The organism is Rahnella inusitata (genome assembly GCF_965118895.1).
Taxonomy (GTDB): domain Bacteria; phylum Pseudomonadota; class Gammaproteobacteria; order Enterobacterales; family Enterobacteriaceae; genus Rahnella; species Rahnella inusitata_A.
In genome coordinates this window covers 293,370-315,977 of the sequence record NZ_CBCPJJ010000001.1, presented here as the reverse complement: position 1 = coordinate 315,977, position 22,608 = coordinate 293,370, and the positions used below count along the sequence as shown (strand labels likewise).

Annotated in this window: 17 protein-coding genes and 1 tRNA gene; 8 read left to right on the top strand and 10 right to left on the bottom strand. The window is 51.0% G+C overall.

Going from position 1 to position 22,608, the window contains the following annotated elements:
• Window positions 1-42 precede the first annotated feature (42 nt).
• Entirely contained in the window at window positions 43-954 is a 912-nt protein-coding gene (locus ACMHLI_RS01390) for a transporter (RefSeq protein WP_413527933.1), read from the top strand.
• A gap of 74 nt (window positions 955-1,028) precedes the next feature.
• Here the strand turns inward: ACMHLI_RS01390 and ACMHLI_RS01385 are convergent, their stop codons facing one another.
• From ACMHLI_RS01385 to trmB, 4 genes are all read right to left on the bottom strand, one after another.
• Window positions 1,029-1,778, bottom strand: a complete 750-nt coding sequence (locus tag ACMHLI_RS01385) for a DUF2884 domain-containing protein (RefSeq protein ID WP_413527932.1) — start codon at window positions 1,776-1,778, stop codon at window positions 1,029-1,031.
• Between the two features lie 22 nt (window positions 1,779-1,800).
• Entirely contained in the window at window positions 1,801-2,727 is a 927-nt protein-coding gene (gene glsB / locus ACMHLI_RS01380; RefSeq protein WP_413527931.1) for a glutaminase B, read from the bottom strand.
• Window positions 2,728-2,802: 75 nt separating this feature from the next.
• Complete coding sequence (locus tag ACMHLI_RS01375) at window positions 2,803-3,129, bottom strand: YggL family protein (RefSeq protein ID WP_112164158.1); 327 nt, start codon at window positions 3,127-3,129, stop codon at window positions 2,803-2,805.
• Window positions 3,129-3,848 (bottom strand): tRNA (guanosine(46)-N7)-methyltransferase TrmB, encoded by a 720-nt coding sequence (gene trmB / locus ACMHLI_RS01370; RefSeq protein ID WP_413527930.1) that lies wholly within the window; start codon window positions 3,846-3,848, stop codon window positions 3,129-3,131. Before trmB ends, ACMHLI_RS01375 begins: the two co-directional genes overlap by 1 nt.
• Window positions 3,849-4,088: 240 nt before the next feature.
• Here trmB and mutY point away from each other — a divergent pair, with 240 nt between their 5' ends.
• From mutY to mltC, 3 genes are all read left to right on the top strand, one after another.
• Window positions 4,089-5,165, top strand: a complete 1,077-nt coding sequence (gene mutY / locus ACMHLI_RS01365; RefSeq protein WP_413527929.1) for an A/G-specific adenine glycosylase — start codon at window positions 4,089-4,091, stop codon at window positions 5,163-5,165.
• Entirely contained in the window at window positions 5,162-5,434 is a 273-nt protein-coding gene (locus ACMHLI_RS01360) for an oxidative damage protection protein (RefSeq protein WP_056773291.1), read from the top strand. Before mutY ends, ACMHLI_RS01360 begins: the two co-directional genes overlap by 4 nt.
• A 78-nt stretch (window positions 5,435-5,512) precedes the next feature.
• Window positions 5,513-6,592, top strand: coding sequence for a membrane-bound lytic murein transglycosylase MltC (gene mltC, locus ACMHLI_RS01355; RefSeq protein WP_413527928.1), 1,080 nt, complete (start codon window positions 5,513-5,515; stop codon window positions 6,590-6,592).
• 55 nt (window positions 6,593-6,647) lie between these two features.
• On the opposite strand, the gene ACMHLI_RS01350 is transcribed toward mltC, so the two are convergent.
• The 4 genes from ACMHLI_RS01350 to speF form a co-directional block, all read right to left on the bottom strand.
• A complete protein-coding gene (locus tag ACMHLI_RS01350; RefSeq protein WP_413527927.1) occupies window positions 6,648-8,768 on the bottom strand; it encodes a polysaccharide biosynthesis tyrosine autokinase in 2,121 nt (706 codons plus the stop codon).
• A 26-nt stretch (window positions 8,769-8,794) separates the two neighbouring features.
• Window positions 8,795-9,253: a low molecular weight protein-tyrosine-phosphatase gene (locus tag ACMHLI_RS01345; RefSeq protein ID WP_413527926.1), complete on the bottom strand. Its 459-nt coding sequence runs from the start codon at window positions 9,251-9,253 to the stop codon at window positions 8,795-8,797.
• Window positions 9,229-10,374 carry a polysaccharide export protein gene (locus ACMHLI_RS01340; RefSeq protein ID WP_413527925.1) on the bottom strand — a complete coding sequence of 382 codons (1,146 nt, stop codon included), beginning with the start codon at window positions 10,372-10,374 and terminating at the stop codon, window positions 9,229-9,231. Before ACMHLI_RS01340 ends, ACMHLI_RS01345 begins: the two co-directional genes overlap by 25 nt.
• A 344-nt stretch (window positions 10,375-10,718) precedes the next feature.
• On the bottom strand, window positions 10,719-12,881 hold the full coding sequence (gene speF, locus ACMHLI_RS01335) for an ornithine decarboxylase SpeF (protein ID WP_413527924.1): 2,163 nt from the start codon (window positions 12,879-12,881) through the stop codon (window positions 10,719-10,721).
• Between the two features lie 697 nt (window positions 12,882-13,578).
• Between speF and ACMHLI_RS01330 the strand changes: the two genes are divergently transcribed.
• Window positions 13,579-13,654 (top strand) — tRNA-Phe (locus ACMHLI_RS01330).
• A gap of 226 nt (window positions 13,655-13,880) precedes the next feature.
• Here the strand turns inward: ACMHLI_RS01330 and ACMHLI_RS01325 are convergent.
• The gene (locus ACMHLI_RS01325) at window positions 13,881-16,595 is read right to left on the bottom strand and encodes a cation-transporting P-type ATPase (RefSeq protein WP_413527923.1); all 2,715 of its coding nucleotides are present in this window, start codon (window positions 16,593-16,595) and stop codon (window positions 13,881-13,883) included.
• A 267-nt stretch (window positions 16,596-16,862) separates the two neighbouring features.
• On the opposite strand from ACMHLI_RS01325, the gene ACMHLI_RS01320 reads away from it, so the two are divergent.
• Genes ACMHLI_RS01320 through ACMHLI_RS01310 form a run of 3 tightly spaced genes read left to right on the top strand, consistent with a single transcriptional unit; the run spans window position 16,863 to window position 21,999 of the window.
• Window positions 16,863-17,963: an efflux RND transporter periplasmic adaptor subunit gene (locus ACMHLI_RS01320; protein WP_413527922.1), complete on the top strand. Its 1,101-nt coding sequence runs from the start codon at window positions 16,863-16,865 to the stop codon at window positions 17,961-17,963.
• Entirely contained in the window at window positions 17,963-21,025 is a 3,063-nt protein-coding gene (locus ACMHLI_RS01315) for an efflux RND transporter permease subunit (protein ID WP_413527921.1), read from the top strand. Before ACMHLI_RS01320 ends, ACMHLI_RS01315 begins: the two co-directional genes overlap by 1 nt.
• The gene (locus ACMHLI_RS01310; RefSeq protein WP_413527920.1) at window positions 21,025-21,999 is read left to right on the top strand and encodes an acyltransferase; all 975 of its coding nucleotides are present in this window, start codon (window positions 21,025-21,027) and stop codon (window positions 21,997-21,999) included. The genes ACMHLI_RS01315 and ACMHLI_RS01310 overlap by 1 nt, the downstream gene beginning before the upstream one ends.
• Here the strand turns inward: ACMHLI_RS01310 and ACMHLI_RS01305 are convergent, their stop codons facing one another.
• Window positions 22,000-22,548 carry a helix-turn-helix domain-containing protein gene (locus ACMHLI_RS01305; RefSeq protein ID WP_413527919.1) on the bottom strand — a complete coding sequence of 183 codons (549 nt, stop codon included), beginning with the start codon at window positions 22,546-22,548 and terminating at the stop codon, window positions 22,000-22,002.
• Window positions 22,549-22,608: the final 60 nt, after the last annotated feature.

The following is a 22,608-nucleotide window of genomic DNA, read 5'->3' as shown; positions in this document are numbered from 1 at the left end:
ATCCATCTATTAACAATAATCTCATCACCAGGATGAAATAGAATGATTTATAAATGGATGTTAAATAAAATACGACCGGTTGCGTTTTTTTATTTAATATTGCCATGTGCGGGTCATGCTGATAACGCTCGCGACTGGCAGAATGTGCCCGATGATATTGATATACTATTTGGTTATTACAGTAATATTAATAGCAATACTTCTATCGACTCTTCTCTTCCGGTAGATAATGCTTCTGTGGATGCTGATTTGTATATTCTCCGTTATGCCCGTTCATTCAACCTGCAGGGGCATACCGCGGGTATCCAGTTAATGCAACCCGTTGCCAATATTCGGGCGTCTCTGGATGGATCAACATTTAATGGAGATACGCATACTAATAATGGAATAGGCGATTTCCAACTCGCGCTCGTTTATAATATTTTTGGTGCGCCCGCGTTAAACAGTCAGGAGTTCAGACTCTGGACACCCGAAATGTTTTTAACCACGGCGTTATGGATAACCGCACCTACCGGAGATTACGATAAACACAAGCTGCTTAATATTGGGGCAAACCGTTGGGTAATGAAACCTGAACTGGCTTTTGGTTATCCGATCGGGCCATTCTGGATTGAGATCAATCCAATGGTTTCTTTCTATCAGGATAATGACGAATATCTCGGCAGTCATCATCTCGCACAGCGCCCTCTCTATACTGCTGAAGGACATTTCAGCCTGACGGTGAATCAGGCGATGTGGATTTCGTTAGATAGCACGTTCAGTAAAGGCGGTGAGACGCGTATTGATGGTCGCCTGCAAAATAATAAGCAACAGAATGTATTATTGGGCGCGTCATTGGGATTTATGTTATCACCACAATTTGGCGGGGCCGTTGCCTATACCGATACAACACAGGAGGAATCAGGATCGCCTGATATTTCGACCTGGATGTTCAGAGTCCAATATGTTTGGTGAAAATACGGCCACTTTCTTATTTGAATCAGGAACTCATATCAGGGGGATCACTCCCCCTGTTATATATTGCGATCTTACTGTTTCAAATCTGCCAGCAGGGTTTTATGCTGCGTATCGAGTGCAGTCACGCGCTTACAGACATCATCACCAAAGGCTTTGAACTCTTTTTCCTGCTTGTTCCACTCATCCTGGACCGCCTGTTGCAGACCGCCAAGATTGCCCATCATCGCCTGTAGCGGATTACCGCCGCTGGCCGCCTGTTTCAGGCCCATTTCATTGATGCTGTCTTGCATCACGCCGCCCATGGTCTGTTCCATCAGCTTCTGACCATTCTGCTTAACCTGATCGACCGCTTTATGGTGGAACGTCAGACCATCGGTACGATGCTCGATGATGAGGTTCATTTGCTGCTTGAGCTGCTTGTCGAGCGTAACCAGACGGTTGCGCACATTGCTGTCGCTACCCAGTTTTTCGACAATGACGCGGTCAACGGCCACTCGGCCTTTTTCAAGATGCGCAGTGGCGCCCTGATCTATCCACGGCAAATCACGGCGCAGGGAGGCCTGATAGTCGATGGCTTCCTGACGCTGTTTCGCGCTCAGGGTGATTTCTTTACCGTTGAGCGTCACGTTACCGTTTGGCGTGATCAGCAAGTCGCTGCTGGTGCCCACAACCTGCACGGTTTGCGGCTTGATGACGACGTCTTCTTTTGGCTGCACGGCGCACTGGTAATCTGCCTGCGCACTCCATGCCGTCAGCGCCAGCATCGCGGCCACTGATGTCTTTAAAACCCTACTTTTCACAACACCGGTTTTCACTAACATGTACTCTCCCTAAGACAGCAAACTAAAAAATTGAACGGCCAATACGCTGAGCCAGCAGTTCTAAGGCAGCAATACCAGCCAAAGAGTTCCCTGCCGCATCAAGTTCCGGTGACCATACTGCAATGCACATCTCCCCCGGTACCACGGCCAGAATGCCACCGCCGACGCCCGATTTCCCCGGCATCCCTACGCGGTAGGCGAATTCACCTGCACCGTCGTACATGCCGCTGGTCACCATCATGGCGTTAATCTGCCGTGCCTGACGGGCATCGATCAGCGGCTGTTCACTGCCTAACGGATGGCCTTTATTGGCCAGATAGACAAAAGTACGCGCCAGTTCTTCGCAGCTCATACGCAGAGCGCAGTAGTGGAAATAGGTATGCAAAACGGTGATGACGTCATTCTCGAAATTCCCGAAAGATTTCATCAGGTACGCAATGGCCGCGTTGCGATCGGAGTGATCGAACTCTGAACGCGCAACGTGCCGATCGTAGTTGAGATCTGGCGATCCAGCCAGCTGACGTACCACTTCCAGCATTCTTTGCTTCGGCGCGGTCAGGCGGGTTTGCAACATATCGCACACTACCAGCGCGCCAGGATTGATAAATGGATTACGCGGTTTTCCCTGCTCCAGCTCCAGCTGCACCAGCGAATTAAACGGCTGGCCGGAGGGTTCTTTGCCGACGCGCTGCCAGATTTCACTTTCCTGATAACGGGTCAGTGCCAGCGTCAGACTCAGCACTTTGGAGATTGACTGGATAGAGAACCGGGTATCGGCATCACCGGCACGAAAGATTTCTCCTTTCGTGGTACACACGGCGATCCCTAAATGATCGGGGCTGACTTCAGCCAGCGCAGGGATATAGTCGGCGACTTTGCCACGGCCTATCAGCGGCCTGACCTGCTGGAGGATCTCTTCCAGCAAACTGTTATCGAGTTCGGTACCCAACGTCCTGCCTCCAGATGTAACAAAGGTGCCGGAAAGGCACCTTTAATTTCAGCGTTCTTAATCAATCTGCGCAGATCAATCCCACCAGATATCGAAGAGCTCTGATACTTCAACCGCTTCCATTTTATGGTCTTCCAACCATTTTTTGATTTGCTCACGGTGCTCATCGGTGCAATGACCGATTTCCTGACGGCAAACCAGGCCTTCCCACTGCAAATAGCCACTGCCATCAAAGGCCAGTTTGTTTGGCTCGATCACACCTTCAATAAACAGATCCAGTGATTCGTCGATGGTTTCAACCGGAGTACCTTCCGGGAAACGCCATTTTACAGAGAAGCCCAGTTCCTGGAACTCGGCAATGTGTAACTTCTTACGTAAACGACGACTGCGATTCTTAGCCATTATTGCTTCCTCTCAAACATCAGATCCCATACGCCGTGGCCTAAACGCTGGCCACGCATTTCGAACTTGGTCACCGGGCGCGATTCCGGGCGCGGGACATAGTTGTTTTCCTGCGAGAGGTTTTTCCAGTTTTCTAAGCTGGTCATCACCTCAAGCATGTGTTCGGCATACGGCTCCCAGTCGGTTGCCATATGGAATACGCCGCCCACTTTCAGTTTACTGCGCAGCAGTTCAACGAACGCTGGCTGAACAATACGGCGCTTATTATGACGCGCTTTGTGCCACGGGTCAGGAAAGAATAGCTGCACCATGTCGAGCGAGCCATCGGGGATCATTTTTTCCAGCACTTCTACCGCATCGTGACACATCACGCGCAGGTTGCTGACACCCTCTTCGTGGGCGGTCGCGAGACACGCACCGACGCCCGGCGAATGCACTTCAATACCGATGAAGTTTTGGTGCGGATTGTTCTGCGCCATGGTCACCAGGGATGTGCCCATGCCAAAACCGATTTCCAGCACCACCGGCGCTTCGCGACCAAACAGTGCATCAATTGCCAGCGGTTCTGCCTGATATTCCACGCCCATCACCGGCCAGAAGTTGTCCAGCGCGTGTTGCTGACCTTTAGTCAGACGGCCCTGACGGCGGACAAAACTGCGGATACGGCGCATAGCGCGACCGTTCTCGTCGAACTCCGGTGAAATGACGTCGTTTTTCATGGTGTTTCCACTCCGTTTGGCAAGACGCGGTATTCGGTCACTGCGGTGTTTTGGTCATTAACTATGAAGAATGGCGCATTATCCAAACTTACTCCCGATAAGCAAGGATTGCGGGCACGAAATCCGTCAATACAGTCCGGAAAGTTCCGGTTTACAGCCCGATAACAACTGTGATGTGATCACCCCCGTCTTTTAACCCTGCCGGACTGTAATTCACCCATGATGGAAACCCCTGGTTTCATGGAAGCAAAAAATTTCTCAATGCTGGTGCTCGACTGGTATCAGCGTTATGGCCGCAAAACGCTGCCGTGGCAAATCGAAAAAACACCTTACAAAGTCTGGCTTTCAGAAGTGATGTTGCAGCAGACTCAGGTTGCGACAGTGATCCCCTATTTTGAACGCTTTATGCAACGTTTCCCGACGGTGTCCGATCTCGCAGCCGCACCGCTCGACGAAGTGCTGCACCTGTGGACCGGCCTTGGCTATTACGCCCGTGCACGCAATCTGCATAAAGCGGCGCAGACTATCGCCAGCCAGCACGGCGGCGTATTCCCGACGACATTCGACGAAATCCTCGCCCTGCCCGGTATTGGACGCTCGACGGCGGGCGCCGTCCTTTCGCTGGCGCTTAATCAGCACTATCCCATTTTAGACGGGAATGTGAAGCGCGTGCTGGCGCGGTGTTACGCCGTGGACGGGTGGCCAGGCGAGAAGAAAACTGAGAACCGGTTGTGGGCAATAAGCGAAGACGTAACGCCAGCAAAAGGCGTCGCGCAGTTTAATCAGGCGATGATGGATCTCGGTGCGATGGTCTGCACGCGCAGCAAGCCGAAATGCGAGCTCTGCCCGGTGAAAACCGGCTGCGAAGCTTACGCGCACAACAGCTGGGCAAAATACCCCGGCAAGAAACCCAAGAAAACCCTGCCGGAACGCACCGCGTTTATGCTGATGATTCAGCAAGATGACAAAGTGTGGCTGGAGCAGCGTCCGCCGGTCGGCCTGTGGGGCGGCTTGTTCTGCTTCCCGCAATACGCTACCGAAGAAGAGCTGGCGCTGGGGTTGCATAAATACGGCGCGACGCCAAATCAGCTTCAACAGCAGACCGCTTTTCGCCACACGTTCAGCCATTTCCATCTGGATATCGTCCCGATGTGGTTAAATCTGCGAACATCTGCGGGTTGCATGGATGAAGGTGCGGGTCTCTGGTATAACTTAGCGCAACCACAATTCGTCGGGCTGGCCGCGCCGGTGGAGCGTTTACTGACGCAACTGGCAAAAGAACCGTCCCCAAAAACGATCGATAAGGAATCAGTATGAGCAGAACAATTTTTTGCACTTTCCTGAAGCAGGATGCCGAAGGGCAGGATTTCCAGCTGTACCCTGGCGAGATTGGCAAACGCATTTATAACGAGATTTCGAAAGAAGCCTGGTCGCGCTGGATGAGCAAGCAAACGATGCTGATCAACGAAAAGAAACTCAGCATGATGAACCCCGAAGACCGCAAACTGCTGGAACAGGAAATGGTGAATTTTCTGTTCGAAGGTCAGGATGTGCATATTGAAGGCTATACCCCGCCTTCAAACTGATCGTTGAAAAATAATCATCAATAACAACAAAGCAGCCGCTTTCGGGTGTCTGCTTCTTTCACCAGAAATGGTTTTAAGATGAAGAAAATTTTAGCTTTGCTGGTTATCGCCCCGATGCTGATCTCCTGCTCAGGCAGTAAGAAAGACCAGTTCAACGAAGCTTATGTCAAAGACACCAATGGGTTTGATATTTTGATGGGTCAGTTTGCCCATAATATCGAAAACATCTGGGGGATGAATGAAGTCCTGATCGCCGGTCCGAAAGACTACGTAAAATACAGCGATCAATATTACACCCGCAGCCACATCAACTTTGATGCGGGTACCATCACCCTCGAAACCATTTCAGGCACCGATCCAGCCGCCAGCCTGCGTCAGGCAATCATCAGCACCTTGCTGGTGGGTGAAGATCCGGGCAACGTCGACCTCTATTCTGACGCCAACGACATCCAGATCAGCCGCGAACCGATGCTGTACGGGCAGGTGCTCGATAACACCGGTAAGCCGATTCGCTGGGAAGGCCGCGCCGCCAGCTTTGCTGATTATCTGATACAGAACAAGCTGATGCGCCGCCAGTCCGGTCTGCACGTTATCTATTCCGTAACTATCCAGATGGTGCCTAACCACCTGAATCAGCGTGCGCACAAATATCTGCCAATGATCCGCGAAGCGTCTGCCAAATACGGTGTCGATCAGTCACTGATCCTGGCGATTATGCAAACCGAATCCGCGTTTAACCCGTATGCAGTGAGTAACGCCGATGCGCTGGGGCTGATGCAGGTCGTGCAACACACCGCAGGCGTTGATGTATTTAAATCCGAAGGGAAATGGGGCAAGCCGAGCCGCAGCTATCTGTTTGATCCGCAGAATAATATCAACACCGGTACGGCGTATCTTGCGATTTTGCAGAAAACCTATCTAGGCAACATCAACGATCCGACTGCGCGACGCTATGCGGTGATCACCGCTTACAACGGCGGTGCGGGCAGCGTATTACGCGTGTTCTCTCGCGATAAAACGCAGGCATTCAACATCATCAACAGCATGTCCGCCGGTGACGTCTATGCCACGCTGACGACGAAACACCCCTCTGCCGAATCACGCCGTTATCTGTACAAAGTGAACAACACGCAGCGCAGTTACCGCCGCGTGGATTGAGGTTTGTGGCATGAGAAATGGAAGCGGAGATCCGAGAGGGTCTCCGTTTTTTTATCTAAGGCTGACGTTTCTCCTCACCATAATACCCGTAATACTTGCCCTGAAGGGATCGCGATGAGCGTCTTTTAATCGCATTTAATACCACGCCATTGATACGACATCCTGCCTGCTCAAAACGAGAAATAGTCGCGCTGATCTCATGCAACTTAGTGAGTTCGAAACGGGAGATGATCAGATTTGTCCCCGTGAGTTTTGCAATAATAATGGCATCGGCTACCCGCAAAAGAGGGGGCGAGTCTACAAGTACTAAATCATAATTATCATTTGCATAATTCAATAAACTGGCGAGCGATGAACCTAGCAATAACTCGGAAGGATTGTTCGGAATAGAACCTCTGGAAATAAAATCCAGCTTCTCGAGCGGTGTATGAACAATGCACTCTTGAATGCTTTTTTTACCCGATAAAATATCAGATACGCCATAACCTACTGAAACTTCCAGTTGTGTATGCATATGCCCAAGCCGCATATCAGCATCAATCAATAACACACGCAATCCTGACTGAGAAAATACTGCCGCAAGATTACCACTGATGAAACTCTTCCCGACACCGCTGTCAGGGCCTGAGATCATGATGATCTTATTTTTGGAGGATTTCATCGTAAAATAAAGGCTGGTTCTCAAACTTCGGATGGCCTCAACTGTTAAATGATAGGGTTCTTTCAGGACTATGAGTCCTGATGCATTTGCCTTATTCCTGCGGACATAAGGCACTTCGCTGTATACCGTCAACCCCAGCTGTGTCAGTTGTTCGGGTGTCGTCACGAGGCGCTGAAGGAAAACACGAATAAAAAGGATTGCGGCAGAAATAACAAAACCCAACATAGCACCAATGACCAATAACAGAGATTTGGCAGTTTTCACCGGGTGATAATTTACCGCAGCCCCATCAATAATACGCGCATTCCCAATCTCACTTGCCTGAGTAATACTCAATTCTTGCTGCTTACTCAGCAGGAGCATATAAATCTCATTTCCGGTCTGCACATCACGTGTAAGGCGCATGATGTTTTGCTGAGTTTTAGGCATCGCATTGATTTTTGCATCGATCTCTTTTTTCTTGTTATTGAGCATCATCTGTTTTTCATTTAATGCTTTGTACAAGGGATGTCCCTTCGTGTATTTCTCAGAGACAGAGGCTTCTTCCAGCGCCAGTTCATTAATCTGAGTAGCGTTAGCAATACTTTTGTCTAACAGTACCTTCGTCTCCAAAGAGATATCCACGCTGTCATTCATCTCCCGGTATGAGTTGAGTGCACTCTCAGATTCTTCCAGCTGTTTTTTGATCTTCGGAATTTGCGTTTGTAAAAAATTGAGACTTTTTCTGGCGACCTCGGAGTTTCTTGCTATGTTTTGGCGTATGTAATTATTGCAAATAGAATCTAATACAACGGAAATCTTTTTTTTATTTGTTCCTGTTAATGAAAGCTTCAGCATGCCGCTATTCGTACCGATATCCGTTACTGAAAGCCGTTTCAGGAGTTGTTCCACCGCTTCAACCTGATCGATCTTATTTATGGTGAAATGCGTCCCCGGCACTGCATCCGTTGATTCAATGAAAACACTCAGTTCGTTATCATTGAGTATTTTTCCGATACTCCCTGTTGCCTGATAATTATCACTCTGCAATACATATTTTTCTCCTGCAAGAACAGTCAACTCAAACGGTTTATCCTGCAGATAATCTGGAATATCAAACTGCCGGATTTTAAGCGTCGGTTTTGTCACGCTTAAAAAAAAGGAGGAGAATTTATTCCAGATACTCTTTTTTTCTTCAGAAATTTCTAAATCCAGATCAAATTCATCGACTGTTTGCGACAGTACGGATCGGGATTTAATCAGTGTGCTTTCAGATAATGATACCGGTGCTGCCCCCGGTAAATCCGTCATTAATTCCGGGAAAAAACTATTATTCTTATCTTTCTCGAGTTGAATTAATGCATCAGCTCGATAAACTGGCGTAGATAATTGAGGAATGGCGACTGTAATAATAATAGCGATCAGCATGATTACGATTATAAAATAACGACCATCCACTAACACACCCAGAATGTGAGAGATATCTATTTCCTCTTGTTTGGATTCAGGAGTAAGGGTATGTATATTCTTTGACATATTACTTCCTTATAAAAACTGAAACTTTATTTATCGAAAAATCTTACCCATCCATCGGCGGCTTCAAGAAGATGACGAAACATGGTGTTAAACATGGTTTCATCACAACCTATAGGATCGGGGATATTTTTATTTTTGTGCCAGCCGCCGAAAAGCATTATCTTTCCTCTGGCCTCAATCGCGATATTGACGAGTAAAGGAATGTGCGATGTCTCCATAACAAGGATCAGATCAGCCTGATGGCATAATGCCCGGGTAACCTGCTGTGCGTAATGGTGTTCTATAACTATTCCATGTTGCGATGCAACCTGTAAGGCAAAGGGATGAACAGAATGCCCAACCAGCGCACAGAGTCCGGCTGAATAAATGTTTTGTCGGGGCAGTCGTCGGCGCAAAATTTCCGCACCGACGGGTGAGCGACAAATATTTCCCACACAGACAACCAGAATATTTTTACAAATTATGTTCCCCAACTGTGTGTCCACCTCGCCGCCTCAACTACACTGTTAATACCCGTGATCGTGGGCACTAACTGACTCACAACGCGATTCCAGCGCACAACAGGCGCTGTTGTGACATAGACAATATCGTAGGGTTCAAGTAAGAACTCAGTACCGAGAACGAGTGATGATGCATCCTGGATATTCAACTGATAAATCGTGGCTATTTTTTTGTTTGCTGACGATTTATTCTTATTTGATCGAATGACAAAAACGCCACTGGCATCACTACTTAGTTGATCAATTCCTCCCGCATTACCCAAAGCCTCGGTGATCGACATTCCATTTCGATCAATCCTTAACGTCGCTTGTTTATTGACTTCACCCATAACAAAAATTTTGAGCGCGTCATTACGCGGTATATAGAGAATATCACCATTATATAAGAGATAATTCTGAGTCAAATCACCATTTTGCAAAAGCGCCAATAATGATATATGTTTTTCTTCTCCATTTCTTGTCAGCGTAACGTTATTCCAGTCAGCAAACTCCGTAATCCCTCCCGCCTGATTGATTGCCTCAATGACGGTCAAAGGAATATTGGTAATTGCCTGTGGCCCGCTTCTAACCACTTCACCTGAAACAAACGCTTTCTGAGACCGGAAAGTCGCAATGCTCACATCGACCTGAGGTGACTCGATAAAATTACGAAGTTTTTCAGTAATATCTTCCCGAACGTCTGTTACTGTTTTACCCACAACGTCAACCTTTCCGATGTAAGGATAAAAGATGCTACCGTCGGCATGCACCCAGTTTCCTGTATCACCGGCACTGCGATACTGCCCCGCTGGCGTTGTCAGTTCCGGGTGATCCCAGACAGTCACCATAATAACGTCACCAATACCAATATGGTATTCGTAAGCTTTTAACTCATTTTCTAAGACAGGATTCGTTTGTGCGATGACAGGCTTACTTTGCATATGCGCAACGAGATCTGGAGTGATCGGGTAAACATCGACGAGGTCATTAATATTAACAGTAGCACTCTCTGAGTGTTTGACCGCTTTCCCTAAAAGTGGCAAGTGACTCCCGGGAACAACCGTACATGCACTTAATAGGGGGAGTGTTATCATAATAATTAAAGGCAGCCCTTTACATACTCCCATTTATTCTTTTCCTTGAATTAAATAGCGACAACAAAAACAAAAAAACGAATAATAAAAAATCGTTTATAGATTTAAAATCAATTGAGTATAAAACAGACAATAAATAAATATATCGACAATAGTCAGCGGGCTAAATGATAGTGTGTAAAATACCAAGAATAAATAATAAGTCAACTAATTGATAAGGAATGTTCAATACATTATTTATATGATAATCAACGAACCATTAAAAATAATAATTTAAAGGCTAATATATATATCCAGCAACTAGCTCAGAATAAATCACCTTTATTAATGAAGTAAATAAAGGGCTTTCGCCCCTTATTCACAATAAAATTAACACATTACCCGGCTATCACGTACCCCATCACGCGTTTCCAGCCCACCGGTTTCTTCTCGATATAAACCCCCTGCAACTCAGGGGAGAAGCCCGGTAGCAGATTGATGCCCTCTTCCAGCGCCATGAAGTAACGCTGCACCGCGCCGCCCCACTGTTCGCCCGGCACCACGCAAAGTACGCCTGGAGGATAAGGCAGCGCGCCTTCTGCGGCGATACGGCCTTCAGCTTCCCCAATCGGCACCAACTCAATGTTGTCGCGGATAAACTCGTTATGCGCGTCCTGTGCGTTCATCACCACCTGCGGGAAACTCTTCTGACGGAACATCTCTTTTTGCAGTTCCTTGACGTCAAAACTCACGTACAGATTATGCATCTCCTGGCACAGCTGGCGGATGGTGTAATTGCGGTAACGGTCTTCGTTTTTACGATACACCGTCGGCAGCACTTCGCTGAGCGGGGCATCTTCTTCGATGTATTGCTCAAAGCGCGCGATTTCCTCGACCAGCAACTGCATTTTGGCCGGGGTTTCCGCCGGGGTCAGCAGGAACAGGATCGAGTTCAGGTCGCATTTCTCCGGCACGATGCCGTTTTCACGCAAATAGTTCGCCAGGATGGTCGCCGGAATGCCGAACTCAGTGTACTTTCCGGTCGTTGCATCAATGCCCGGCGTGGTCAGCAGCAGTTTGCACGGGTCGACAAAATATTGCTTCTCGGCATAGCCCGAGAAGGCATGCCAGCGCTCACCCGGCACGAAATCAAAGAAGCGCACGTCGTTGGCCATTTGCTCCGTTTCATGATTCTGCCAGGCGATACCGTCAACAACCGGCGGCACGAACGGCAAAATCATCGAGCACTGTTCGAGCAACATTTTGCGGGTTTCGATGCCGAGCTTCACGCACTCCATCCACATATGTTTACCGCTGCCACCGGCGTGTATGCGCGCATTGACATCCAGCGCGGCAAACAGCGGATAAAACGGGCTGGTGGAAGCATGCATCATGAACGCATTATTGAGCTTTTTATGGCTGCAATGGCGCTTCTGCCCCTTGATATGGTTATCTTTTTTGTGGATCTGCGAAGTCTGTGAGAACCCGGCCTGCTGCTTGTGGACTGATTGCGTGACAATGATGCCCGGATCGTTCTCGTTCAGCTCCAGCAGCAGCGGCGAGCACTCTTTCATCATCGGGATGAACTGCTCGTAACCGACCCATGCGGAGTCAAACAGGATGTAATCGCACAGATGCCCGATTTTATCGACCACCTGACGCGCGTTGTATACGGTGCCGTCATAGGTGCCGAGCTGTATGATCGCCAGGCGGAACGGACGCTTCTCACCGGCGCGACCCGGCGCAACCTGTTTGATTTGATGGCGCAAATAGTCTTCGTCAAAACAGGCCGCATCGATACCGCCGATAAAGCCGAACGGGTTGCGCGCCGTCTCAAGATATACCGGCGTCGCGCCCGCCTGGAGCAGCGCGCCGTGGTGGTTAGATTTATGGTTGTTACGGTCGAACAGCACCAGATCGTCGCGGGTCAGCAGCGCATTGGTCACCACTTTATTCGCCGCCGACGTGCCGTTGAGCACGAAATAGGTTTTATCCGCGTTAAAGACTTTGGCGGCATACTTTTGCGCATCTTTCGCCGAGCCCTCGTGGATCAGCAAATCGCCCAGCTTGACGTCGGCATTGCACATGTCAGAGCGGAAAATGTTTGGGCCGTAGAAATCATAGAACTGACGCCCTGCCGGATGGCGACGGAAAAACTCACCGCCCTGATGCCCCGGGCAGGCGAAGGTGGAGTTCTCCATTTCGACATACTTTTTCAGCGTGTCGAAAAACGGCGGAAACAAAGCTTCTTCATAGGCCTGCGCCGCCGATTCAATCTGCGCGGCATAAAATGCCTGATTGGCGTCCGATAAGGTGATCACGCCTTTCAGCGCTGGTAAAAACTCAGGCGAAACCTGCTCGGTTCCCTGCACAGCCACAAACGCGGGAATACCAAACCCCAGCTTTTCAATTTCTGCCAGCCTGCCGTGGTTTAAATCCCCGACGGAGATAATGATGGCGGCGACGTCGGCAAAATCGGCGCGACGCAGGTCAGCCACCAGACGCGCGGTCTGGAGATAAGGGGAAACGGAGGTGCTTGCTGCAAGTTTTAAAAGTTTCATTCAGACTCTCAAACGGTTAAGTAAGAGGGTGTGCCACAGGGCACGGCAATGAGCTGGTACTTACGTCACAAGAAAACAATGCGCAGAGTCCAGCCCGGCAATTGACGTTGGCCTGAGTGAGACGTCGAATGTGACGTGACGATGCCGGTGCGGCAAGGTGGTGACAGTTGGCGTTTCAGGCTCAGCCACGTCTGATAGACAACAGTAAAATCAGAGCAGTCGGTGAATTCTCTGTTTTTAATAATGCCTACAGCGGGCAAACGGTAGCCTTACCGCATGAAAGGATCTGCAAAAGGAGGAAAACTGAAATCGTGGCGTTTACAGCACCCGGAGATCATCATCAGATGTTTTCTGCGCTTAGAGGAAAACCGTAAAGCGCGATGTGATAAACCAGCCATGCCGCAACCCTCTTGAGCTGTCGCGTGAAAACGGGAACGGGAGTTGTTTAATAAATCGGCGCAATAATGTCATCTTTTCACCCCCTGTTCAACCCTGAACATAGCGCCAAATTCTTACAGAATGCGACACCGCCGGAGCGCGAATTTTCTCAGGCCGCAGAGGCTTTCGTGGCTCTGTAAATACGTTGAAGGGAAAACCGGCAAATCGTTGTAAAAAACATCACTCGAGTGACCAACCCGCCGTTTGTCATAAAAACCCGTTGACGATACATGCCCAATACGGTTTAATGCGCCGCGTTGCCCGGATAGCTCAGTCGGTAGAGCAAGGGATTGAAAATCCCTGTGTCCTTGGTTCGATTCCGAGTCCGGGCACCATATTTAAAGAAACCAGCCTAACGGCTGGTTTTTTGCTTTCTGTGGTACGGACTCTCCATCGAACTCCGTTCGATGACTCGCCTTAGCAGGCTCGCCCTGCGGGCCAACGGCAAAGCCGTTGTTCAAACGCCTGCGGCGTTAGTCCGAGTCCGGGCACCATATTTAAAGAAACCAGCCTAACGGCTGGTTTTTTGCTATCTGTGGGTACTGATTCGCCACAATTACATCATCCCGCTTTGCGCCATCCTCGGGTCAGCACCTTCTCTATCTCGACAATCACGAACAGCGCCACGCCTATCAGCAATCCGATTATCCAATAAATGAACGGCAGCGGACGCGTGCCGAACAGCGTATTCATCAGCGGGACGTAAATGATGATGGCCTGCAGGGTGAACAGCACGACGGTGACAATCCAGATGCCTTTGTTTTGCAGCAGCCCCCGGCTGAGAGAAAATTTATCCGAATCGCGACAGTTGATCATGTAAACCCATTGCGCGGTCACCAGCGTCTGTAACAGCACGGTGCGGATAAATTCCGGTTCATAGCCACGCGGTTGCAGCCAGGCTTCCAGCATAAAGGCGCTGACAGAAATCAGTAAGCCAACGAACGCTACGCGCCAGATGGCGTATTTATCCATCACATGCGCACTGACATTACGTGGCGGACGACGCATTACGCGGCTTTCGGCTTTCTCAAACGCCAGCCCGAAGGAGAGCGTTGCGGAGGTTGCCATGTTCATCCATAAGATTTGCACCGGCGTGAGCGGCAGAAGGTTACCCATCAGGATAGCGATAATTATCAGCAGCCCCTGAGCAAGGTTAGTCGGCATAATAAACAGGATGGTTTTCTTCAGGTTATCGTAAACCCGGCGCCCTTCCCTGACCGCATTGGCGATGGTCGCGAAGTTATCATCCACCAGGATCATATCAGCAGATTCTTTCGTCACCTCCGTGCCTTTGATCCCCATTGCGATCCCGACGTTAGCCTGTTTCAGCGCAGGCGCATCGTTCACGCCGTCACCGGTCATGCCGACAATTTCACCGGTCTCCTGCAACGCTTTAACCAGCCGGAGTTTATGTTCAGGGCTGGTGCGGGCAAAGATGTCGAACTGCACGGCGGCCGTTCTGAGCTGTGCATCATCCATATGCTCGAGCTCGTAGCCGGTGATGGAGTTTTCGCTGTTGCCGATCCCCAACATCTTACCAATCGCCATCGCGGTTTCCTGATGATCGCCGGTGATCATTTTGACGCGGATCCCCGCCTGCTGGCATTCACCAATCGCGACAATCGCTTCAGGCCGCGGCGGATCCATCATGCCCGCAATGCCTATCAGCACCATGCCCTGATGCAACTCCGGGTGATCAAGTAAGGCCACCGGCTGATCGACCGGTTTCCACGCCGCCGCAACCATGCGCAGCCCTTCGCTGGCGTACTGTGTGATCGCCGATTCCCAGTAAGCCAGATCCAGCGGTTGCGCCCCTTCCGGCGTTTGCTGGAACTGACACAGTTTAAGCAACACGTCCGGCGCACCGGTCAGCAAGACCTGCGACTGACCGTTTTTCTCGCAGGCAATCGCCATGTATTTATAGAGCGAATCAAACGGGATTTTGCTGCTCACCTGATGCGAAACTTCAGGCAGACGCGCCTTGGCGGCCAGCACTTTGAGCGCGCCTTCAGTCGGTCCGCCGGTGATTTTCCAGTGCCCCTGCGCATCCTGCGACAGCGTGCTGTCATTACAGATATCCACCGTGCGCAGGAACTGCGTCAGTAGCGGCGAAGAATCCGCCGGTTGCGGGCTCACCTGCCCCGCGACGGTGAAACTCCCCGTCGGTTCGTAGCTGCTGCCCTCCACCGTCCAGACATTATCCGCCAGAATGACCGCTTTGACGGTCATCTCGTTCATGGTCAGCGTGCCGGTTTTATCTGAGCAAATGACCGACATCGCGCCCAGCGTTTCGACGGTCGGAAGCTTACGGATGATGGCTTTAGATCGCGCCATCGCCTGAACACCCAGCGACAGAATGATCGAAATAATCGCCGGTAACCCTTCCGGCACCGCCGCCACCGCCAGGCTGATGACCGAAAGCAGAAGCTCGCCGAATGGAATATCCCGCAGCAAATAACCGAAGATCAGCAGCGCCGCCATCATGAACAAAATAATGACGAAGATAGATTTCCCCAGTTTGTCGATCTGCACCAGCAGCGGCGTTTTGTTGTCTTCAATCGATGAGAGCATCTCGTTAATATGCCCGAGTTCCGTATGGCCGCCGGTGGCGAACACCACGCCGCTGGCCGTCCCGGAACTTACGGTAGTGCCTGAGTAGGCGAGGTTCTTACGATCGCCAATGGATTTCTCACCTTCCAGCGGGTCAGTTTTTTTCGAGACAACGGTGGATTCACCGGTCAGAATGGCTTCTTCAACACGAAGATTATGCACGTCGATCAGGCGTAAATCGGCGGGGATTTTGTCCCCTGGCCGCAACAGAATAATATCCCCCGGTACGATTTCATCCGTCCCTACGGTAACGTGTTGTCCGTTACGTAATACCAGTGCCTCACTGGACAGCATATTCTGAATGCTCTTCAATGATTTCTCAGCATTATTTTCCTGAATAAACCCTATCAGTGCATTAATAACCGCCACGGCTAATATGACCAGCGTATCCACCCAGTGCCCCATAATCCCGGTGACAACGGCGGCAGCCAGTAATATATAAATGAGAATATCTTTAAAGTGAGAGATAAACTTAATAAATAAAGACTTACCTTCTTTTTGCGGTAAAACATTCGGGCCATGTTGCCTGAGTTTATTCCGGGCTTCCTCTGCGGTGAGCCCGGAGAGACCGGACTGCAGCCCTGCGAGGCTTTCTTCTACGCTTAGCTGATACCAAAGTTTATCCGATGATGTCGGTTCCACAGAGCGTGGCGTTGTATTATCCATAATTCTTTGACCCCTGAAATGGTTCACGAATAAAGAGAATAACGAACGAATTATCGTGCAGGTTTCTGGCAAGATGCGTAAAGCTGTATAAACTATAATATACCGTGTTAAATAGTGTTAATAAGCGGAACGGAAAATCAAATAAGCAAACAAAAACAATAACTCACTCACACCTTAATGAAACACAGACAGAATGAAATAAGCAGCCGGGTGACAGAAAAAACCCTGCACATTCTGTTTGTATTTATTATTTTCACGGGTTGTTCAATGAGGGGAAGTATATTGAAAATTCGTTTTTCTCTCTCGCTGGTCATTGCGTTGCTGATAAGCGCCTGCGACCAGAAAACCCCTGAAGCGCCGGTATTACCGCGTCAGGTTAAAGTTGCCACGGCAGACGCGGTAAGCCTTGCCAGTACGCGGGTTTTTCCGGCGCGGATCCTGGCGGGTGATAATACGGAAATTGCCTTCAAACGCGCAGGTCAGCTCGATGCCTTAGACGTGCGCGAAGGGCAGGCGGTCAAACAGGGGCAAGTCCTCGCCCGCCTTTCCAACAATGACGCCCGTCAGCGGCTTAACGATCGCCGCAGTGCTTCAAAGCTGGCGCAGCGCCAGTTCGAGCGTTACCAAACCCTTGCCCGGCGACACGTGGTCTCACAGGCTGAGCTGGAAGTGCATAAAGCCAGCCGCGATTCTGCCGTCGCCGCCTTAAAAATTGCTCAGGAAGAACTCAATGATTTGAATCTTATCGCGCCGTTCAGCGGCGTTGTCGCCAGACTGAACGTGCGTAATCATCAGGTCATCGCCGCCGGACAGCCGGTTGCCATGCTCAGCCGTTCAGATGTGCTGGACGTTATCTTCAGCGTGCCGGAAAACCTGTTCACCAGTCTGGATATCCGTAACGCGCAGTATCGCCCTCTGGTTCGTATCAATACCCTGCCCGGACGTGAATTTACCGCCAGCTATAAAGAACATACCGCCAGCAGCGAAGCCAATACCTTAACGTGGCAGGTTACGCTGACCATGCCGCGTCCTGAAAATTTCCCGGCAGTGGCGGGGCTCAGCGGCACGGTGACGATCAATCCGGCTAACCTCGCGACCGCAACGTCTGATAATATGCTGGTGATCCCGGTGGAAGCGGTCTTCAACCCGGACAGCCAGCAGCGCAACGAAGCACATGTCTGGGTGATCGCCGGAGATGGCGACAAACTGCACGTTGAGGACAGAAAGGTGACAGTGGGGGAACTGACGTCGCGGGGGATTGAAATCACCACCGGACTGGAGAAAGGAGAACGGGTGGTGGCGGCCGGCGTGGGTGAGTTACACGCACAACAGCCGGTGCGCATCTGGACGCGGGAACGGGGTCTGTAATGGGGATCAACGACAGTTTTATCAATAACCCGACGCGGGTGTGGCTGGTGATCCTTCTGCTCGGCGTGGGCGGGCTGATCGCGTTATTCAACATCGGGCGGCTGGAAGATCCGGCGTTTACTATCAAAACCGCCGTCGTTTCGGTGCAATATCCCGGCGCGTCGTCGCAGCAGGTGGAAGAAGAAGTCACACTACCGCTGGAGAACGCCCTGCAACGGTTGCCTTACGTCGATAATATCACCTCGATTTCCGCCGTCGGCTTATCGCAAATCACCGTCAATATCGATTCCCGCTATCACTCTTCTGAGCTGCCGCAGATCTGGGATGAGCTGCGTCGCCGGGTCAACGACGCCACGTTGCAGTTTCCGCCCGGCGTCAGCCCGCCGTTTGTTAACGATGATTTCGGCGACGTGTACGGCTATTTTTTCTCGATTTATGGCGACAGTTTTACTAATCCTGAGTTGCGTAAATACGCTGAACAACTGCGCAGGGAACTGGTGCTGGTACCCGGCGTCGGCAAAGTCGCGATTGGCGGCATCATTCCTGAGCAGGTGACGATCGAAATTTCCCGCGCACAAATGGCGGCGTACAGCGTCACGCTGGCGCGGCTGGCGGATGTGCTCAACCGGCAAAATGTCGTCTCTGATGCAGGCAGCATGACCGTCGGCAGTGAGTCGATCCGCCTGCATCCCACCGGCGGATTTCAAAACATTGATGAGCTTAATGATGTGCTGATAAGCCCGGCGGGCTCGACGCACAGTATTTATCTGCGGGATATTGCCGTCATTTCTCAGGGTGTCACCGATCATCCGGGTAATATTTATCACGCCAATGGACGTAACGCGCTGACCCTCGGCGTTTCTTATATTCCCGGCGTCAATGTGATGAATATCGGTCACGCCATCAAAGCCAAAATGCAGGATCTGCAGGCTGAGAAACCCGCCGGAATCGAGCTTAAAGTATTCTACGATCAGGCCGCCGAAGTTAAAAAATCCGTCGACGGATTTATCATTAATTTCCTGATGGCGCTGGCGATTGTGGTCGGTACTCTGCTTATCTTCATGGGGCTGCGCAGCGGTATTATTATTGCGGTTTCTCTCGCGCTGAACGTGCTCGGTACATTGCTTATCATGTATTTGTCCGGCATTGAGCTTCAGCGTATTTCGCTGGGCGCACTGATTATCGCGCTCAGTATGCTGGTGGATAATGCGATTGTGGTGGTGGAAGGCGTGCTGATTTCCCGTCAGCAAGGCAATCCGTTGATGAACGCCATTTCGCATATCATCAAACGCTCTGCCCTGCCGCTGCTTGGCGCGACGGTCATCGCCATTCTGGCGTTTGCGCCCATCGGTCTCTCACAGGATTCGACCGGCGAATACTGTAAATCACTGTTCCAGGTGCTGTTGATTTCACTGATGCTTAGCTGGGTGACGGCGCTGACACTGACGCCGGTGCTGGTGAAATGGGCGTTTGCCAATATGCCGCTGGCGGAGAGGAAACCGGATGAGCAGGCTGACCCTTACGGCGGCTGGATATTTCGCGTCTACCGCCGCATGCTCAATGCGCTGTTGACCCGTCAGACGCTCACCCTTACCGTGCTGGCAACGCTGCTGGTCGCCTCGGTCTGGGGGTTCAGCTTCGTGCGGCAAAACTTCTTCCCTTCTTCGAATACGCCGATTTTCTTCGTCGATCTCTGGCTGCCTTACGGCACCGACATTAATTACACCGCAAAAGTCGCCAGAGAAATCGAAAAAAATATCAACGAACAGGAAGGCGTCGAAAATACCGTGACCACCATCGGTCAGGGCGGGATGCGGTTTATTCTGACCTACAACGGCCAGCGCCAGTATTCCAACTATGCCCAAATCATGGTGCGGATGGACGATCAGCGCAAAATCGCCGGGCTTGTCCAACGCACCGAGCAGAATATCCACCAAAACTTCCCCGAAGTGAATGCGCGGCTCAAACGCATTATGTTTGGTCCCTCAGGCGACAGCGCGATCGAGGTGCGGATCAAAGGGCCGGATCCGGATACTTTGCGCCATATCGCCAGTCAGGTGGATCAGATTATCCTCGATGACGGCACTGCCGACGGCGTGCGCAACGACTGGCAGGAGCGCAGCAAAATGGTCCGTCCGACCTTCTCGCCCTACCTTGGCCGCGAGCTGGGCGTCGACAGGAGAGAAGTCGACAGTGCGTTGCAGATGAATTTCAGCGGCAGCACAGTGGGGATTTACCGTGACGGCTCGACGCTGATGCCCGTAGTCTTACGACCGCCGGCTGACGAACGGCTGGACGTGGATCATATGGCGAACATTATGGTCTGGAGCCAGACGCGTCAGCAATTTATTCCGCTGAGCAACGTGGTGAGCGAGTTCCGCGTCGAATGGGAAGATCCGCTCATCATGCGCCGTGACCGTATGCGTATGCTCACCGTACAGACCGACCCGGACGCGGCCACCGGTGAAACCTCCGGCGATATGCTGGCGCGCATCAAACCGAAAGTGGAAGCACTGCAACTGCCGCACGGCTACAGCATTGAGTGGGGAGGTGACGCGGAGAATTCCGCCGAGGCGCAACAGGGATTATTCACCACGCTGCCGATCGGCTTCCTGATGATGTTCATCATCACCGTGCTGATGTTCAGCTCGGTAAAAAATGCCATCGCCATCTGGCTGACCGTTCCTCTGGCACTGATCGGCGTCACCCTGGGTTTCCTGCTGACCGGTATTCCGTTTGGATTTATGGCGCTGATTGGCCTGCTCAGCCTGAGCGGGATGCTGATCCGCAATGGGATCGTGCTGGTCGAAGAAATCAATCAGCAGAAAAAGGTAAAAAGTCAGGCAGAAGCCATCGTGTATGCGGCGACATCGCGTCTGCGCCCTATCCTGCTGACCGCCTTTACTACCGTGCTGGGTCTCGCGCCGTTGTTACTTGATGTATTTTTCCAAAGTATGGCCGTTGTTATCATGTTCGGACTGGGCTTTGCCACAGTGCTGACGCTTCTGGTTCTGCCTGTGATTTACAACTGTTTTCATCGTGAAGGAAAACGCAGCAAATAATGAACACCACGGGACTCAATATTATTAAAACCCTCGGCTGCCTGACTGCCGTGACTTTTTTCACCGTGTACAACACGTATGACGATTACAACTATAACTACGACACGATTCTGGCTTTTCTGACCTTCATCTCGACCATTGCGACGCCGCTGTTTTTCGTCGTCAACGGTTATATGGACGCGGGTTCCTGCTCAGAGGAAAACACCTCGGAGTGGCAGATGAGAAAAATTCGCGCAATTTTAACCCTCTTTATTTTCTGGTTCACCGTCTATTACCTGTGGGAACCCTATCAGAAAGGGTATCTGATCCAGCCGTGGTTTATCTTCTCGCTGGTTGTTATCTATACCTTTCATCCGGTGGTGGAATGGCTGGCAAAGCGCACCTGCATACTGGCCTGCGTGACTGGCGCGTTACTGATTTTCTCCTTCGCCTACGACCTGCTGGCGCTCTATCATCCGCAAAATCAGGTCTTCTCCATCCCTGCGCAGTTCCGCATCTGGACGTGGATCCTTTACTATCTCACCGGCCAGTTGCTCTTCGACCACAAGATTTCACGGCTGTATGGCCGCCCGCGAGTGGCGGTTGCTGCCGCGATTGCCATTCCCTTTGTGTATATTTTTACCTGGATGTACGAAAAGCATTTTTTCTTTTCACTCTTCAAGGTCGAGCAAAACAGCTTCATTCTGACCGGTTCGCAGGTATACCTGCTGGTGGTGCTGATCATTATCGCGGCCAACGGTGTGAAAGCGGACGCCATAAAAAGGCCGGTTGGCGAAATGGTTGGCGCGCTAGGTAAAACCATGACCGGCGTTTATATCCTCCACTACAGCTTTTTCAACCTGCTGATCGAGTGGATCCCGATCCATTCCCTGACCGCCAAACTCTTTGTCATCCTGCTAACGTTTTTGCTTTCTGTGGCATCTTCCACGCTGCTGCTAAAAAACAAAGTGACCAGAAGACTGATTACGTTTTGATCAGCTCTGCTCCGACACCAGTACCGCCATGGTGTCCGGTTCCAGCGCGCGGAAGATATGTTCCACGTCTGCCGGATAGGAAATATAGTCACCGGCGTTTAGCTCAACCGGCGATTCCACCAGACCGACCAGCGCGCGGCCCTGCGTGATAATGATGTGCTCGACCGAACCCTGGGGATGAGGGCTGGAGACGCGGTCAGCGCCCGGCTGGGTAGTCAGCAGATAAATGTCCCGACGTGCGCCCGGCGGGCAGGTGGCGAGCAGCACCGCTTTGTAATCCGCCAGCTCTGCGACCACCGTTGGGCCCTCGCCACGGCGGATCACCTGCATTTTATTTTGCTCAGGCTCCATCAGGCGTGCGAAAGGAATATCCAGCGCGACGCACAGGGCCCATAGCGTTTCTAAACTCGGGTTGCCGTTACCCGCCTCCAGCTGCGACAGCGTGGATTTCGCTATCCCTGCCCGACGGGCAACTTCCGCCAGTGACAGTCCGGTCCGCTGACGTTCGCGCACCAGACCTTTTGAAATAACGCTGATAGGTTGTGACATTGCAGTCCCTTTTTATCTATAACGAACGATCGTTCGACTTGAAGAACGACCCAGATACGT